We start from the raw sequence: 16,310 nt of genomic DNA on the forward strand, positions 1-16,310 counted from the left end.
GTATCCCCGACGGACCCGCCGGGGCACCGCTGAGGGCGGCCCCGGATGCTCCGGAGCCGCCCTCGGGAGGCCGCTGCCCGTGTGCTTGCTTGCTACGTCCGCTTACTTGCTGCGGCTGTAGTTCGGCGCCTCGACCGTCATCTGGATGTCGTGCGGGTGGCTCTCCTTGAGGCCCGCCGAGGTGATCCGGACGAAGCGGCCCTTGGACTCCATCTCCTCGATGGTGGCGGCGCCCACGTAGCCCATCGTCTGGCGCAGACCGCCGACGAGCTGGTGCAGGACGTTGGCCAGCGGACCCCGGTAGGGGACCTGGCCCTCGATGCCCTCGGGCACGAGCTTGTCGTCGGAGGCGACCTCGGCCTGGAAGTAGCGGTCCTTCGAGTACGACCGGCCCTGGCCGCGGGACTGCATGGCGCCCAGCGAGCCCATGCCGCGGTACGACTTGAACTGCTTGCCGTTGATGAACTGCAACTCGCCCGGCGACTCCTCGCAGCCCGCCAGCAGGCTGCCCAGCATCACGGTGTCGGCGCCGGCGGCGAGCGCCTTGCCGATGTCGCCGGAGTACTGGAGACCGCCGTCGCCGATCAGGGGCACCCCGGCGGCGCGGGCGGCGAGGGAGGCCTCGTAGATCGCGGTGACCTGGGGGACGCCGATGCCGGCGACGACGCGGGTGGTGCAGATGGAGCCGGGGCCGACGCCGACCTTGATGCCGTCGACGCCGGCGTCGATCAGGGCCTGGGCGCCGTCGCGGGTGGCGACGTTGCCGCCGACGACGTCGATGCCGACGCTCGACTTGATCTTCGACATCCAGCTCAGCGCGTTGCTGTTGTGGCCGTGCGAGGTGTCGACGACGAGGAAGTCCACCCCGGCCTCGGCGAGCGCCTGGGCGCGGTCGAGGGCCTCGGGGCTGGCGCCGACGGCGGCGCCGACGAGCAGGCGGCCCTTGGCGTCCTTGGCGGCGTGCGGGTACTGCTCGGCCTTGACGAAGTCCTTGACCGTGATCAGGCCCTTGAGGATGCCGTCGCCGTCGACCAGCGGAAGCTTCTCGATCTTGTGGCGGCGCAGCAGCTCCATGGCGTCCACACCGGAGATGCCGACCTGGCCGGTGACCAGCGGCATCGGCGTCATGACCTCGCGCACCTGCCGGCTGCGGTCGGTCTCGAAGGCCATGTCGCGGTTGGTGACGATGCCGAGCAGCTTGCCCGCGCCGTCGGTGACCGGGACGCCGCTGATGCGGAACTTGGCGCACAGGGCGTCGGCCTCGCCGAGGGTGGCGTCCGGGTGGATGGTGATGGGGTTGGCCACCATGCCCGACTCGGAGCGCTTCACCAGGTCGACCTGGTTGGCCTGGTCCTCGATGGACAGGTTGCGGTGCAGGACGCCGACGCCGCCCTGGCGGGCCATGGAGATGGCCATCCGGGACTCGGTCACCTTGTCCATGGCCGCGGAGAGCAGCGGGATGTTGACCCGCACGTTGCGGGAGATGCGGGACGAGGTGTCGACCGCGTTCGGAAGCACCGCGGAGGCGCCCGGCAGCAGCAGCACGTCGTCGTAGGTCAGCCCGAGTGTCGCGAATTTCTCGGGCACTCCGTCGACGTTGGCAGTCATGACACCTTCCCCAAATGGCCTTGATCGGTGCGGATGTCCATGCTAACGGGAAGTGGACGTGGCTCATTCCACGATCAAGGAAGCGTGCGACCTTCGTGCTTTCGTACGAGAGGGGCCGCTGCGCGGGGCGTCGTCCGGACTACTGCTCCGCCAGCGCCCGCAGCCGGCTCAGCGCCCGGTGCTGGGCGACCCGCACGGCCCCCGGTGACATTCCCAACATCTGTCCGGTCTCCTCGGCCGTGAGCCCGACCGCGATGCGCAGCAGAAGCAGCTCGCGCTGGTTCTCCGGCAGGTTGGCCAGCAGCTTCTTGGCCCAGGCGGCGTCGCTGTTGAGCAGCGCCCGCTCCTCGGGGCCCAGCGAGTCGTCCGGCCGCTCGGGCATCTCGTCGGACGGGACGGCCGTGGAGCCGGGGTGGCGCATCGCGGCGCGCTGGAGGTCGGCGACCTTGTGGGCGGCGATGGCGAAGACGAACGCCTCGAAGGGGCGTCCGGTGTCCTTGTAGCGGGGCAGGGCGAGCAGCACCGCGACGCAGACCTCCTGGGCGAGGTCCTCGACGAAGTGCCGGGCGTCGCCGGGCAGCCGGGACAGGCGCGTGCGGCAGTAGCGCAGCGCCAGGGGGTGGACATGGGCGAGCAGGTCGTGCGTGGCCTGCTCGTCCCCGTCCACGGCGCGGTGGACGAGCCCACCGACCGTCCCCTGGTCCGGGGGCGCATCGTCGTCACGCATCGGTCCATGGTGCCTTGCGGCCGTCCGATCCGTGGCTCCGTGCCCGTTGTTGTGCACCGAAGCGTTATGAGCAGGTGCGCCGGCACTCATCCCCTGCGCCCTCCCCTTCCGCTCGACCGACTCGTCCCCGAGGAACTCCACACCTCAAGGATGCGTCATCCGCGGCGAAACGAGCAGCGGGCGTCCGGCGGGTCGCCTTGTCACCCCCGCTCACCTCGCGATAAGCGGGGAGCGTCACGTCCCCGACGGGCCCTTTCGGACTCCCTCGCACGGGGGCGCTCCTAGCGGACCAGGCCCCACCGGAAGCCGAGCGCCACGGCGTGTGCCCGGTCCGAGGCGCCGAGCTTCTTGAAGAGCCGACGGGCGTGGGTCTTGACGGTGTCCTCGGAGAGGAACAGCTCGCGGCCGATCTCCGCGTTGGAGCGGCCGTGGCTCATGCCCTCCAGGACCTGGATCTCCCGCGCGGTGAGCGTGGGCGCGGCGCCCATCTCGGCCGAGCGCAGCCGGCGCGGGGCGAGCCGCCAGGTCGGGTCGGCGAGGGCCTGGGTCACGGTGGCGCGCAGCTCGGCGCGCGAGGCGTCCTTGTGCAGATAGCCACGGGCACCGGCGGCGACCGCGAGGGCCACGCCGTCCAGGTCCTCGGCGACGGTGAGCATGATGATGCGCGCGCCGGGGTCGGCGGACAGCAGCCGCCGGACGGTCTCGACGCCGCCCAGGCCGGGCATGCGCACGTCCATCAGAATCAGGTCCGAGCGGTCGGCACCCCAGCGGCGGAGGACTTCCTCGCCGTTGGCGGCCGTCGTCACGCGCTCGACGCCGGGCACGGTCGCGACCGCGCGGCGGAGCGCCTCTCGGGCAAGCGGGGAGTCGTCGCAGACGAGGACGGAAGTCATGGCCGTCCTCCGCAGCTCTTGCGCGTCACGTTGAGCCTCCAGGCTGGTACGAAATCGTCACCTGTGCGGTCGACCGTCCCGGACGCCCGCCCGAGCACTTGTTCCTTCAACCGCCTCCGCACTCTCAACGATGGTCACTCGAAAGAGTTACGGGGCTGTGTGTCGTCTTCGGCACTCTACGTGAGGGGGCGGCCACGCAGCAGACATGCGGGTGGGACCCGCGCCGTTTCATCACAAGCGGTGCCCCATTCAGCCGCTTTTCTTCCGCTTCGCTGGTGTCTGCGGCTAGATTCGCAATGAGTCATATTTTCATCTCCTTAGATCGTAGTTGTACGGTCGTGGACACCGTATCCACCCAGAACGGCTACAAGGGGTCACGCAATGGCAGATTTCTCCCGCCTTCCCGGACCGAACGCGGACCTGTGGGACTGGCAGCTCCTGGCTGCGTGCCGCGGGGTGGACAGCTCGCTCTTCTTCCATCCGGAAGGCGAACGCGGTGCGGCACGGAGTGCTCGCGAGAACTCGGCCAAGGAGGTCTGCATGAGGTGCCCGGTCCGCGCCGAGTGCGCGGCGCACGCGCTGGCGGTGCGTGAGCCGTACGGCGTCTGGGGCGGGCTGACCGAGGACGAGCGCGAAGAACTCATGGGACGGGCCCGCAACCGCCTGGTGGCGGCGACGGCCTCGGCGTCGGCCGGCGGGGAGGCGGCCGGCCCTCACTGAAGGAACGTTTCTCTGGACTTACGCGACGACGGGCCCCTCAAGGCCCCGCAACGCTCCCGACGCGGTCAGCGCGTCGCCGACTGGCGCGCCCCCGCCCGGGCCAGCTCGTCCAGGGTGGCCGTCACCGCCGGCACCTGCGCCAGGTCGGGCAGCGTGAGCGCGACGATCTCCCGCCGCACGGCCGGCTCCAGCGTGACCGTACGCACGCCCCGCGGCCGTACGGAGTCGATGGCGAGCTGGGGCAGCACGGCCACGCCGAGGCCCGCGCCGACCAGGCCGACCACCGCCGGGTAGTCGTCGGTGGCGAAGTCGATGCGCGGGGTGAAACCGGCCCCCTCGCACACCTCGACCAACTGACCGCGACAGCGCGGGCAGCCCGCGATCCAGGACTCCCGGGCCAGCTCCCCGATCGCCACGGATCCGACCCCGTCCGACCGGGCGAGCCGGTGCCCCTCGGGGACCAGCGCCACCAGCCGGTCGGTCAGCAGCGGCCGTACGACGAGGTCGTCCCACTCCTCGGCGCCGGCCGCGCCCTCGTAGCGGAAGGCGAGCGCCACGTCGCAGTCGCCCTCGCGCAGCAGCTCGACGGACTTCGGCGGCTCGGACTCCTCCAGGAAGACCCGGGTGCCGGGGTGCGCGGCGCGCAGGGCGGCCAGTGCGGTCGGTACGAGGGTGGAGCTGCCGCTGGGGAAGGAGACCAGCCGGACCCGCCCGGCGCGCAGCCCGGCGATCGCGGCGACCTCCTCCTCGGCCGCGGTGAGCCCGGCGATGATCCCGGCGGCGTGCCGCACCAGTGCCTCTCCGGCCTGGGTGAGCCGCATCTCGCGCCCGGTGCGCACGAGCAGCGGGGTGCCGACGGAGGACTCCAGGGCCTTCATCTGCTGGCTGACGGCCGGCTGGGTGCAGCCCAGCTCGCGCCCCGCGGCGGAGAAGGAACCGGTGGATGCCACGGCGCGCAGCACGCGGAGATGACGAGCCTCGATCACACCGCCGAGGATAAGCGACTCTTTGACCGGACGCCGAATAATGCGTAGCCGCTTTGATCGCGCATGGCCTACCGTTCCGGCATGCACCCTTCCGCCATGAGGCTCCTGTCCGTCAACCTGGGACGCGCGAAGGCGGTGCCGTACACGGACCAGCCCGAGGGCGTCACCGGCATCGACAAGCGGCCGGCCGACGGGCCGGTGCGGGTGGCGGTGCCCGGGTCGGAGGGCTTCGGGGCGAGCGGCCTGGCCGGCGACACCGTCTGCGACACGCGGCACCACGGCGGCGACGAGCAGGCGGTCTACGCGATGGCGCGCGAGGACCTGGACGACTGGGAGCGCACGCTGGGCCGCGAGCTGCCGAACGGCGCGTTCGGGGAGAACCTCACCACCACGGGCCTGGACCTCACCGGCGCCCTGATCGGCGAGCGCTGGCGGGTCGGCCCGGAGCTGCTCCTCGAGCTGACGTCCGGACGCATCCCGTGCCGCACCTTCCAGGGCCACATGGGTGAGCCGCGCTGGGTGAAGCGCTTCATGGAGAAGGGCGCGCCGGGCGCCTACTTCCGCGTCCTCGAGCCCGGTGAGATCCGCGCGGGCGACCCGGTGCGGATCGTGCACCGCCCCTCCCACGAGGTGACGGTGGCCCTTCAGTTCCGCGCCGTGACGACCCAGCGCGAGCTGCTCCCCCGGCTGCTCGCGGCGGGCGGGGTGCTGCATCCGGAGGCGCTCGCGACGGCGCGGAAGTACGTGGCGGAGTACGGCGCCTGAGCGAAGCGGACGAGCCCGGTCCGCACCGGTGATCGCGCACCCTAACCTTGCGCCATGACAACGGCATTGATTACGGGATCGACGGCGGGCCTCGGGGCGGCGTTCGCGCGGCGGCTGGCGGCCGACGGACACGACCTGGTGCTGGTGGCCCGTGACACCGAGCGGCTGCGCGGGCAGGCCACGGAGCTGCACGACCGGCACGGCATCGAGGCGGAGGTGCTGACGGCGGACCTGTCGGCGGACCCCGGCATCGACGCGGTCGCGGCCCGGCTGTCCGACCGCAGGAACCCCGTCGACCTGCTGGTCAACAACGCCGGGTTCGGCAACAAGGGCCGTTTCCTCGACGTCCCCATGGCCGACGAGCTGACCATGCTCAAGGTGCACTGCGAGGCGGTGCTCCGGCTGACCTCGGCGGCGGTGGAGGCGATGCGGGAGCGGGGCCGCGGCGGTGTCGTCAACGTGGCCTCGGTCGCCGCCTTCGTCCCGCGCGGCACCTACGGCGCCTCCAAGGCGTGGGTCGTCCAGTTCACCCAGGGCGTGGCGAAGGACCTGGCCGGCAGCGGCGTCCGCCTGATGGCCCTGGCCCCCGGCTTCGTGCGCACGGAGTTCCACGAGCGGGCCGGCATGGGCACGGACAACATCCCGAACTGGATGTGGCTCGACGCGGACAACGTCGTCGCGGCGGCCCTCGCCGACCTGTCCCGCGGCAAGTCCCTGTCGATCCCCGACCCCCGCTACAAGACCCTGATGGGCGCGGCGAAGCTGGTGCCGCGGGGGCTGCTGGGCGGCATCACGTCGCGGACGGGACGCAAGTACGGGCCGCAGTAGGGGGCGCCGACCGGCTCGTCACCCGAACGTGTGGTCCGTCCCGGACCCCTCCTGGCGGTCCGCCGGCGCGACGTAGCGTCGGGTGGCTGCGCCCGCGGCGGGCGGGAGGTCGCAGGTTCGGCGAGGGAGAGGGTGGCATCGCGTGAACGCGGGCACTGGTGACCGGGGCGAACTGTTCGTCGACGGCATCGACGGGCGGCGGACGGACGGGGTGAGGCCGGGCCGGGGGGCGGTGACCGGGGGCGGGACGGTGTTGTTCTCCGACGCTCCCGGCGGTGGGTCGCCGTCGGCGGCCCCGGCCTCGGCCCGCCCCGGTACGGCCGACACGGCCGGTGCCGCCTCCGTCCCGCATGCCCGGCACGCCCCGCGCCCCCGGCCCGGTGGGGCCCCCGCCCGGGCCCGGAGGGCGGGCCGGTGGGCGAAGGTCGCGCAGCGGATCGTGCCGGACGATCTCCAGCCCGAGGTGCTGCGCGTGGAGCTGACCGAACTCGGGGACGCGTTCCGCGCGTACCAGCGGCGCCCGGAACCGGACCTCGCCGTCCTCGCCGGCCTGCACGACCGCAAGGCCCGCGCCTTCGCCCTGTGGGCGGACGTCACCGGCGACGCGTCCCTGCGGGAGGAAGCCGACCGGGCCGCGGCGGCCGCGCGGACCACCCGCGAGATGGACGCCAACCGCCGCGGCGTCCCGGTGGACGGGGAGGGGCCGGTGGTCGAGCGGTTGCTGACCCGGGGCCAGGGCGTCCATGCCCGCAACGTGCTGGCGCACGTCCGGACCGGCGCCCCGTTCCCCGATGCCGAGCCGCGGCTCGCGGTGCTGATGCTCACCCTGCGGGCCGCGCGCACCGGTACCGGGAACGTCACCGGGCAGGATCTCGGCGGCTGGTTGCAGGGCGACGCCGAGCGGGTGCTCCGGGAGCTCGTCGACGTGGGCTGGCTGCTGCTGCCGCAGGACGTCACCGCCGACGACGCGCTGATGTCCCGGCCCGAGGAACCCGCCCAGATCACGGTGCCCACGCTGATTCCCACGCAGCCCCGCCCGTTCTTCTTCGGCAAGGTCACCCGGGCCCGGCTCTCGGGGTGGGCGCAGAAGGTGGTGGGCGACCGGAAGCTGCGCAAGAAGAAGGCGGGGGCTGCCACCAGGCTCCTCGCGGTGTACACCGCGGCCCACAGCCGTCCCGACGGGTGCCTGGGAGCCGCCGGCGAGGACGCCGGTCCGGCGCTGGACGAGGTCGCCCAGTTCTGCGGTCTGCGGCCCGAGGAGGTCGCCGGACACGCCGGGCTGCTGGTCGCCGCCGGCTGGCTCGCGGAGGACGCGGACACCACGGACGGGCGGCTGCGGGGCCGGCTCGCCGAGCGCGTACTACCGCTGAGCGGCCTGCTGTGACGGCTCGTCGCTGAGATTCGTCGGGGAAATCGCCCCGGAGGGGCGTGGGGAACTGCGCGCGCAACCACGACGTCGCCGCACCCGGCAACGAACCCGGTGGGGCAGAACCCGGTGGGGCAGACGCCGACCCGGCACGGGCACCGGAACCGGCACCTGGAAAGAACGGTGCCCGGCCCCCCGCAGGGGACCGGGCACCGTTCGCTCAGCTCAGCTCAGCGTGTCGCTCAGTGGGAGTGGCCGTGGCTGTGGCCACCGGCGGCCGGCTCTTCCTCTTCCTTCTTCTCGACGACCAGGGTCTCGGTCGTCAGCAGGAGGGAGGCGATGGAGGCGGCGTTCTCCAGGGCGGAGCGGGTGACCTTCACCGGGTCGATGACGCCGGCCTTGACCAGGTCGCCGTACTCGCCGGTGGCGGCGTTGAAGCCCTGGCCCTTGTCGAGGTCGGCGACCTTGGAGGTGATGACGTAACCCTCCAGGCCGGCGTTCTCGGCGATCCAGCGCAGCGGCTCGACCGCGGCGCGGCGGACGACCGCGACACCGGTGGCCTCGTCGCCGGTCTTGCCGAGGTTGCCCTCGAGCACCTTGACGGCGTGGACCAGCGCGGAGCCACCACCGGAGACGATGCCCTCCTCGACCGCGGCGCGGGTCGCGGAGATGGCGTCCTCCAGACGGTGCTTGCGCTCCTTCAGCTCCACCTCGGTGGCGGCGCCGACCTTGATCACGCACACGCCGCCGGCCAGCTTCGCGAGGCGCTCCTGGAGCTTCTCGCGGTCCCAGTCGGAGTCCGTGTTCTCGATCTCGGCCTTGATCTGGGCGATGCGGCCCTGGACCTCGTCGCGCTTGCCGGCACCGTCGACGATCGTGGTGTCGTCCTTGGTGACGGTGATGCGGCGGGCGGTGCCGAGCACCTCGAGGCCGACCTGGTCGAGCTTGAGGCCGACCTCCTCGGAGATGACCGTGGCGCCGGTGAGGACGGCCATGTCCTGCAGCATCGCCTTGCGGCGGTCGCCGAAGCCGGGGGCCTTGACGGCCACCGCGTTGAAGGTGCCGCGGATCTTGTTGACGACGAGGGTGGAGAGCGCCTCGCCCTCCAGGTCCTCGGCGATGATCAGCAGCGGCTTGGAGGCGTTGGCCTGGATGACCTTCTCCAGCAGCGGCAGCAGGTCCGCGATGGAGGAGATCTTGCCCTGGTTGATCAGGATGTACGGGTCGTCGAGGACGGCCTCCATGCGCTCCTGGTCCGTCACGAAGTACGGCGACAGGTAGCCCTTGTCGAAGGCCATGCCCTCGGTGAAGTCCAGCTCCAGACCGAAGGTGTTGGACTCCTCGACGGTGATGACACCGTCCTTGCCGACCTTGTCCATCGCTTCGGCGATCAGCTCGCCGACCTGCTGGTCCTGGGCGGACAGCGCGGCCACGGCGGCGATGTCGGACTTCTCGTCGATCGGGCGGGCGGTGGCGAGAAGGTCTTCCGACACGGCGGCGACGGCCGCGTCGATGCCCTTCTTCAGCAGCGCCGGGGAGGCACCGGCGGCGACGTTCTTCAGGCCCTCGCGCACGAGCGCCTGGGCGAGCACGGTGGCGGTGGTGGTGCCGTCACCCGCGATGTCGTTGGTCTTGGTCGCCACCTCCTTCACCAGCTGGGCGCCGAGGTTCTCGTACGGGTCCTCGACCTCGACCTCGCGGGCGATGGTGACGCCGTCGTTGGTGATGGTGGGGGCGCCGAACTTCTTGTCGATGACGACGTTGCGGCCCTTGGGGCCGATCGTCACCTTCACGGTGTCGGCGAGCTTGTTGACGCCGCGCTCGAGGGCGCGACGGGCGTCCTCGTCGAACTTCAGGATCTTCGCCATGGGAGCGTGAGCCCTCTTCCGGAAATCTTGGGGTTATACGGCAACTGCGCCCCCGACGCCCGGCTTTTTATGGTCGCGGGAGCCAGGGGCGCAGCTGGAAAGCAAGGTGCTTCGGTGAAGCGAAGTACTACTTCTACTTCTCGACGATCGCGAGCACGTCGCGGGCCGAGAGGACGAGGTACTCCTCGCCGTTGTACTTCACCTCGGTGCCGCCGTACTTGCTGTAGAGCACGACGTCGCCGACGCTGACGTCGAGCGGAAGGCGGTTGCCGTCCTCGAAGCGGCCCGGGCCGACGGCCAGGACGACGCCCTCCTGGGGCTTCTCCTTGGCCGTGTCCGGAATGACCAGGCCCGAAGCCGTGGTCTGCTCGGCGTCGAGCGGCTGGACCACGATGCGGTCCTCGAGCGGCTTGATGGCAACCTTGGAGCTGGTGGTCGTCACGATCCGACCTCCCCCTTCGGAGATCTCACGGGGTTAACTGTCTGAGGTGGCGACCAGGTGGATCCGTCGTCGCGGGTGCCGGACCTGCCCGTCGCGTAGTTGGCACTCTCCAGTGGGGAGTGCCAGGTCCGAGACTATGACTGCGATTAGCACTCGGTCAAGCGGAGTGCCAATGCCGGCGGCGCGTCGGCGGGGTTTTCCGGTGAACGCCGGTTCGTTTCGCACCCTGCGTGGGTGCGGGCGCCGCTGGGGCTGCCGCCCCCAGACCCCCGCTGTCGGCCCGGACGGCCTCGTCCTCGCCCCCCCCAGAGGGGGCACCCCCAACGGGCTGTGACTAGAGGTAGTTCTCCAAGTTGCCCACCCTCAGCCCCTGCTCCTCGATCGTCTCCAGCAAACGTTCCGTGCGGGCGGCCAGGTTCGCGGCCGTCGGGTGGTCCGGGTCCACGGCCACGATGTCGCCGGGGTGCAGGCGGTGGTCGCCGCGGGTGTAGGTGAGGGCGCCGTCGGCGTCGAGGGTGGCGCGCCACAGGACCAGGGCCGTGATGCCGCAGTCGGCGGCGGCGCGCAGGGTCGTGGTGTCGTACGTGCCGTGCGGCGGGCGGAAGAGGTGGGCGCGGACGCCGAAGCGGGACCTGAGCTTGGTCTGCTGGCCGCAGATCTCGGCGCGCTGGCCGGCGTGCGGCAGGCCGCGCAGGGAGCGGTGGTCGAGGGTGTGGTTCTGCAGGCTCGCGCCGAACGGGCGCAGCCGGGCGAGGTCGCCGTACGCCGGTCCGGCGACGGTGTCGGTGAGGAACAGGGTGACCGGGAGCCGCCGTTCGCGGATCAGGCCGGCGAAGGCGGGGTCGCGCTCGGCGCTGTCGTCGTAGGTGAGGAAGACGACCGGGTCGTCGGTGCGGACGTGGTCCACGACGGGCGGCAGGCGACGGCCCCGGTCCGCGTCCTGGGCGGGGTCCCCGGCCGCCGCCGCGTGTTCGGCGGGGGCGGCGGCGAGCCGGTCGCAGCCGGTGAGCGGGAGCAGCAGGAGCAGCGGGAGCAGGAGGGCGGCCGGGGCGGCGCCGGCCGGACGGGACCGCCCTCGCCTCACAGGTAGTCCTCCAGGCGGGCCACCGCGTATCCGTCGGCGGTGATCCGGTCCAGGAAGCGGCGGACCATGTCGGTCATGGTGCCGTCCCAGTCGTCCTCGCCCCGGAAGTGGGTGAGGACGATGTCGCCGGGGTGCAGGTCCTGGTCCCACTCGCGGTACTCCCAGTGGTCGACGTACACCTCCTCGCTCCAGATCGGGGCGTACCTGATCCCGCAGGACTTGGCGGCGCGCAGGGTGTCGCGGTTGTAGTTGCCGTACGGCGGGCGGAAGAGGACGGGGCGCTTGCCGTAGTGCTTCTCCATCACGTCCTGCATGCCGCAGATCTCCCGCTTCTGGTCCTCGTAGGAGAGGCCGGGGAGGTAGGGGTGGCTGAGGGTGTGGTTGTTGAGGGTGATGCCGCGGGCCTGCATCTTCTTGAAGTAGCCGTAGTCGTCCTTGATCTCCTCGTCGGTGAGGAAGACGGTGTACGGGATCTTCAGTTCGCTCATCATCCTCAGGAACGCCGGGTCCTTCTCGGCGCCGTCGTCGATGGTGAGGAAGACGACCTTCTCCTTGGTGGGGACCGTGGTGAAGACCGGCGGGAGGCCGTCCTCCTCCTGGCCGTCCACCTCGAAGCCCTCGCGGGCCTCGATCTCCGGCTTCTTCGCGGGGGGCGCGGGGGCCGTCAGCGGGACCTTGTCGAGTTTCCAGCGCTTGGCCGCGGCGGCCAGGGCCGCCCGGGCCTCGCGAGCCTTCGCCGCGCCGTCGACCGCGCGGGCCGGGGGTGCCTGCTGACCGGGGGCGCCCCGCACGCTTTGGTCCTCTGCCTGCGCACAGCCGGCGGCGAGGGCGGCGACGGCGAGGACGGTGGTGGCACGAGAGGCCCGGGACACGCGACGCGATGCCCGACTCTTGTCATTTTGTACGACTGCTCGCATGGTGCCGGATCCTCGCAGTCCCCCGCGGCCGAACCCGACCCGACACCGCGCCGGAGGCACACCATCCACCGACTGGCCCACAATGACCCGGTGAACGACCTCGACTTCCTCCTCACCCCCGAAGGCCGCGCGCTCCTCGACGAGGTGCGCGACACCGACCCCGTGCGGGAGTTGGCGGTCGCGACCCGGCTGCGGCGCACGCATCCCGCCGAGCTGGTGTCGGCGGCGCTCGGGCAGGCGCGGCTGCGGCAGCGCGCGGTGGCGAAGTTCGGGGCCGAGGACGCCGGGCGGATGTTCTTCACGCCCAACGGGGTCGAGCAGTCGACGCGGGCGAGCGTGGCGGCGTACCGGGCGGGGCGGTTCGCGGCGCTGGGCGTGGCCTCGGTCGCCGACCTGTGCTGCGGGATCGGGGGCGACGCGATCGCGCTGGCCCGCGCCGGGATCCGGGTGCTCGCCGTCGACCGGGACCCGGTCACGGCCGCGGCGGCCCGGGCGAACGCCGACGCGCTGGGTCTCGCCGGCCTGATCGAGGTGCGCGAGGCGGATGTCACGGAGGTGGACACGGAGGCGTACGACGCGGTGTTCGTCGATCCCGCGCGCAGGGGCGGGCGGGGCCGGATCTTCGATCCCGAGGCGTACTCGCCGCCGCTGTCCTGGGCCGTGCGGGCGGCCCGTACGGCATCCCGGACCGCAGCGCTGAAGGTCGCGCCCGGCATCCCGCACGAGGCGGTGCCCGAGGACGCCGAGGCGGAGTGGATCTCCGACGGGGGGGACGTGAAGGAGGCCGTGCTGTGGTTCGGGGCCGGCGCGGCGCCGGGGGCGGTGCGGGCCACGCTGCTGCCCGGACCCCGCACCCTGCCCGGCACCGGCCTGCCCGACCCCGAGGTGCGCACGCCCGGCCGGTACCTGTACGAACCGGACGGCGCCGTCATCCGGGCCCACCTGGTCGCCGAGGTCGCCGCGCAGGTCGGCGGCGGGCTGCTCGACGCGACCATCGCGTACGTCACCGCCGACGAACTGCTGCCGACGCCGTACGCCACGGCGTACGAGATCACCGACCGGATGCCCTTCAACGTCAAGAAGCTGAAGGCGCTGCTGCGGGAGCGCGGGGTCGGCACGCTGACGGTGAAGAAGCGGGGCTCGGCGGTGGAGCCGGAGGAGCTGCGCAGGAAGGTCAAACCGCAGGGGCCGAACTCCGCGACGGTGTTCCTGACCCGGGTGGCGGGGGCACCGACGATGCTGGTCGGGCACCCGGCGCGTTAACCACCGGTCGCCTCTTGCGCCCGGCGCCGCAGGAGGGCGCGTTCGCGGGCGTTGCGGGTCAGGGAGGCGGCCCGTTCGAACTCCTCGCGGGCCTCCGCCGTGCGGTCCAGGCGGAGCAGGAGGTCGCCCCGGACGCTGGGGAGCAGGTGGTAGTCGCGCAGGGCCGGTTCGGCGGCGAGGGCGTCCACGAGGGCCAGGGCGGGGGCCGGGCCCTCGGCCATCGAGACGGCGACGGCGCGGTTGAGTTCGACGACCGGGGACGGAGCGCGGGCCGCGAGCAGGCCGTAGAGCGTGGCGATGCGCGGCCAGTCGGTCTCCTCGTAGGTGCGGGCCGTGGCGTGGCAGGCGGCGATCGCGGCCTGGAGGGCGTACGGGCCCGGCCCCTTGGCGCCGGTGGTGGCGTGGGCGTGGCCGAGGGCGGTGACGCCGCGGGTGATGAGCAGGCGGTTCCAGCGGTGGCGGTTCTGGTCCCGCAGCAGCACCGGCTCGCCGTCGGGGGCGGTGCGGGCGGCGGTGCGGGAGGACTGGAACTCCAGCAGCGCGGTCAGGCCGTGGACCTCGGGTTCCTTCGGCATCAGGGCGGACAGGACGCGGGCCAGGCGCAGGGCGTCCTCGCACAGGGCGGGGCGGAGCCAGTCGTCGCCGGCGGTGGCCGCGTAGCCCTCGTTGAAGATCAGGTAGATGACCTCCAGGACCGAGTCGAGGCGGGCCGCCCGGTCCGGTCCGTACGGCACCTCGAAGGCGACGTTCTTCCTGGCCAGGGTGCGTTTGGCGCGGACGATGCGCTGCGCGACCGTCGGTTCGGGGACGAGGCGGGCGCGGGCGATCTCCGGCGTGGTCAGGCCGCCGAGCAGGCGCAGGGTGAGGGCGATCCGGGCCTCGGCCGAGAGCACCGGGTGGCAGGCGGTGAAGACCAGCCGCAGCAGGTCGTCGTCGATGTCCTCGGGGTCGGCGGGCTCCTCGGGCGGGGGCGCCGAGACGGGCAGGTCCCGGCCGATCTCGGCGAGCTTGCGGGCGTAGGTCTCCCGGCGCCGGATCAGGTCGACGGCGCGACGGCGGGCGGTGGTCATGAGCCAGGCGCCGGGGTTGTCGGGCACGCCGTCCCTCGGCCACTGCTCCAGGGCGGCGACCAGGGCGTCCTGGGTGAGTTCCTCGGCGATGCCGACGTCCCGGACGAGCCGGGCGACCCCGGCGATCACGCGGGGCGACTCGAGCCGGAAGACGGTTTCGAAGGCCGCGGCGGGCTGTGCTTCCACAGCCCACCATGCAACACCCTCGGGGCGCCGGGACAAAGCGGGAACCGGTGCCCCGCGCCGGCTCAGCCCTCCATCAGCTCGCGCACCTCGCAGGTCACCGTCCAGTACTCCTCGTGCACCTTCAGGAACCGCTTGGTCCACTCGACCGCCTCGGCCCGGTCCTTGGCCTGGAGGAGGGAGTAGCCGCCGATGACCTCCTTGGTCTCGGTGAAGGGCCCGTCGGTGACGGAGATCTGTCCGCCCTCGTAGTGGACGCGGGTGCCCTGGCTGGTCGGGGTCAGGCCGGCCGTGTCCAGCAGGACGCCGGCCTTGGTCATCTCCTCCATCAGCTTCTCCATCCGCTGGATCAGCTCGGGGCTGGGGCCGCCGGGCACGGCGTCGGACTCCTCGATGCGGATGAGGGACAGGTAGCGGGGCATGGTGGCTCCTCGGGTGGTCGTGCTGCCGGGCTTCTCCCGGCCTCTCACCCTTGCGTCGAACGGGCCGGCCGCGGATCGACACGCGCCGGGAAGTTTTCCGGGGACTTCTCTCAGCGCAGCGATTCCCACAGCTCGGCGGCGTCCGGCTGGTCGGCCACGACCCGGTTGGGGTCCGAGGGGGCGGGCAGCACCGGCATCGTCAGGGTGCGTACGTCGTCCGCGGCGAGGTCCCCGAGGCTGCGGCCCAGGTTGGTCAGCTCGCCCAGCGAGTCCAGTCCGGTGTCGGTGGTGAGGCTGCCGGTGAGCGCGTCGGCGACCTGGTAGAGCTTGGCGGGGTCGGTGAGCAGGTCGGTGGCGGAGACCTGCTCGAGGAGCGCCTTGACGAGCTTGTGCTGGAGCTCTATCCGGGCGAGGTCGCTGCCGCCGGCCAGTCCGTACCGGGTGCGGGCCAGGCCGAGGGCCTCGGTGCCGTCGAGGTGGTGGGTGCCGGCGTCCAGGTGCAGGTGGCTCTTGTCGTCGTCGATGTCCACGTCCGTGGTGACGGTGACCCCGCCGAGCGCGTCCACCAGGTCGGCGAAGCCGGAGAAGTCGACCTCGACGTAGTGGTCCATGCGCACGCCGGTGAGCGACTCGACGGTCTTCACGGCGCAGACCGGCCCGCCCAGTTCGTAGGCGGTGTTGAACATCGCGCCGCTCGCCGCCCTGGTCGTACCGCCGGACGGCAGCGGGCAGGAGGGCCGCTCGACGAGGGTGTCTCGCGGGATGCTGACGACGGTGGCGGCGGTGCGGCCCGCGTCGAGGTGGACGACCATGGCCGTGTCCGAGCGGGCTCCGCCGCTGTCGCCGCCGCCCAGCTCCTGGTTCTGCTCGCCGGTGCGCGAGTCGGAGCCGAGGACGAGGATGTTCAGGGCGCCGGTGGGCACCGGGGAGGCGGAGGGCGAGGCGGAGGGAACGGTGGCCGGTCGCGCGGGGCGGTCGTCTCCGAGCGCGCCGTTGATGTCGACGCTCCTGATGTTGCCGTTCAGGTGCCAGTAGGCCCAGCCCGCCGCCCCGGCGCCGAGCAGCAGGGAGCCGGCCAGGGCCACACCGGCCGCCTTCAACGCCTTTCGGCGGCCGCCCCGCCCGTCCTGTCCGCCCCGCGCCGCCATGCGTCCGCCCCCGCCCTGCC

At 72.4% G+C, this 16,310-nt stretch carries 16 protein-coding genes; 5 read left to right on the top strand and 11 right to left on the bottom strand.

All coding sequences use genetic code 11. The features are described 5' to 3' along the window. Positions 1-102: 102 nt before the first annotated feature. The 3 genes from guaB to R2E43_RS14685 all read right to left on the bottom strand — a co-directional run bounded on the left by guaB (position 103) and on the right by R2E43_RS14685 (position 3,228). Complete coding sequence (gene guaB / locus R2E43_RS14675) at positions 103-1,608, bottom strand: IMP dehydrogenase (RefSeq protein WP_003974203.1); 1,506 nt, start codon at positions 1,606-1,608, stop codon at positions 103-105. 139 nt (positions 1,609-1,747) lie between these two features. Next, positions 1,748-2,335, bottom strand: coding sequence for a sigma-70 family RNA polymerase sigma factor (locus R2E43_RS14680; RefSeq protein WP_003974204.1), 588 nt, complete (start codon positions 2,333-2,335; stop codon positions 1,748-1,750). Positions 2,336-2,616: 281 nt separating this feature from the next. Continuing rightward, the gene (locus R2E43_RS14685) at positions 2,617-3,228 is read right to left on the bottom strand and encodes a response regulator transcription factor (protein ID WP_003948568.1); all 612 of its coding nucleotides are present in this window, start codon (positions 3,226-3,228) and stop codon (positions 2,617-2,619) included. Between the two features lie 381 nt (positions 3,229-3,609). Between R2E43_RS14685 and R2E43_RS14690 the strand changes: the two genes are divergently transcribed. Beyond that, positions 3,610-3,948 carry a WhiB family transcriptional regulator gene (locus R2E43_RS14690; protein WP_003974205.1) on the top strand — a complete coding sequence of 113 codons (339 nt, stop codon included), beginning with the start codon at positions 3,610-3,612 and terminating at the stop codon, positions 3,946-3,948. Between the two features lie 65 nt (positions 3,949-4,013). Here R2E43_RS14690 and R2E43_RS14695 read toward each other — a convergent pair whose 3' ends face one another. Further along, positions 4,014-4,934: a LysR family transcriptional regulator gene (locus tag R2E43_RS14695; RefSeq protein WP_332056271.1), complete on the bottom strand. Its 921-nt coding sequence runs from the start codon at positions 4,932-4,934 to the stop codon at positions 4,014-4,016. 96 nt (positions 4,935-5,030) lie between these two features. Here R2E43_RS14695 and R2E43_RS14700 point away from each other — a divergent pair, with 96 nt between their 5' ends. From R2E43_RS14700 to R2E43_RS14710, 3 genes are all read left to right on the top strand, one after another. Continuing rightward, positions 5,031-5,699 carry an MOSC domain-containing protein gene (locus tag R2E43_RS14700; protein WP_186009691.1) on the top strand — a complete coding sequence of 223 codons (669 nt, stop codon included), beginning with the start codon at positions 5,031-5,033 and terminating at the stop codon, positions 5,697-5,699. Between the two features lie 54 nt (positions 5,700-5,753). Continuing rightward, a complete protein-coding gene (locus R2E43_RS14705) occupies positions 5,754-6,527 on the top strand; it encodes an SDR family NAD(P)-dependent oxidoreductase (RefSeq protein ID WP_003974208.1) in 774 nt (257 codons plus the stop codon). 142 nt (positions 6,528-6,669) lie between these two features. After that, positions 6,670-7,911: a hypothetical protein gene (locus R2E43_RS14710; RefSeq protein WP_037666403.1), complete on the top strand. Its 1,242-nt coding sequence runs from the start codon at positions 6,670-6,672 to the stop codon at positions 7,909-7,911. 224 nt (positions 7,912-8,135) lie between these two features. Here R2E43_RS14710 and groL read toward each other — a convergent pair whose 3' ends face one another. The 4 genes from groL to R2E43_RS14730 all read right to left on the bottom strand — a co-directional run bounded on the left by groL (position 8,136) and on the right by R2E43_RS14730 (position 12,204). Then, positions 8,136-9,761, bottom strand: coding sequence for a chaperonin GroEL (gene groL, locus R2E43_RS14715; protein ID WP_003974210.1), 1,626 nt, complete (start codon positions 9,759-9,761; stop codon positions 8,136-8,138). A 133-nt stretch (positions 9,762-9,894) separates the two neighbouring features. Beyond that, positions 9,895-10,203 (bottom strand): co-chaperone GroES, encoded by a 309-nt coding sequence (groES, locus tag R2E43_RS14720; RefSeq protein ID WP_003974211.1) that lies wholly within the window; start codon positions 10,201-10,203, stop codon positions 9,895-9,897. A 334-nt stretch (positions 10,204-10,537) separates the two neighbouring features. After that, positions 10,538-11,287 carry a polysaccharide deacetylase family protein gene (locus R2E43_RS14725; protein WP_003974212.1) on the bottom strand — a complete coding sequence of 250 codons (750 nt, stop codon included), beginning with the start codon at positions 11,285-11,287 and terminating at the stop codon, positions 10,538-10,540. Beyond that, positions 11,284-12,204, bottom strand: a complete 921-nt coding sequence (locus R2E43_RS14730; protein ID WP_016327061.1) for a polysaccharide deacetylase family protein — start codon at positions 12,202-12,204, stop codon at positions 11,284-11,286. The genes R2E43_RS14725 and R2E43_RS14730 overlap by 4 nt, the downstream gene beginning before the upstream one ends. Positions 12,205-12,294: 90 nt before the next feature. Between R2E43_RS14730 and R2E43_RS14735 the strand changes: the two genes are divergently transcribed. Further along, entirely contained in the window at positions 12,295-13,467 is a 1,173-nt protein-coding gene (locus tag R2E43_RS14735; protein ID WP_016327060.1) for a class I SAM-dependent methyltransferase, read from the top strand. On the opposite strand, the gene R2E43_RS14740 is transcribed toward R2E43_RS14735, so the two are convergent. The 3 genes from R2E43_RS14740 to R2E43_RS14750 all read right to left on the bottom strand — a co-directional run bounded on the left by R2E43_RS14740 (position 13,464) and on the right by R2E43_RS14750 (position 16,290). Further along, positions 13,464-14,723, bottom strand: a complete 1,260-nt coding sequence (locus R2E43_RS14740) for an RNA polymerase sigma factor (protein WP_030867604.1) — start codon at positions 14,721-14,723, stop codon at positions 13,464-13,466. The two genes, R2E43_RS14735 and R2E43_RS14740, sit on opposite strands and share 4 nt — an antisense overlap. Positions 14,724-14,785: 62 nt before the next feature. Further along, positions 14,786-15,142: a YciI family protein gene (locus R2E43_RS14745; RefSeq protein ID WP_003974216.1), complete on the bottom strand. Its 357-nt coding sequence runs from the start codon at positions 15,140-15,142 to the stop codon at positions 14,786-14,788. A gap of 110 nt (positions 15,143-15,252) precedes the next feature. Then, on the bottom strand, positions 15,253-16,290 hold the full coding sequence (locus tag R2E43_RS14750) for an LCP family protein (protein WP_332056272.1): 1,038 nt from the start codon (positions 16,288-16,290) through the stop codon (positions 15,253-15,255). Between the last annotated feature and the right edge of the window lie 20 nt (positions 16,291-16,310).

This window comes from Streptomyces violaceoruber (assembly GCF_033406955.1).
Lineage (GTDB): Bacteria > Actinomycetota > Actinomycetes > Streptomycetales > Streptomycetaceae > Streptomyces > Streptomyces violaceoruber.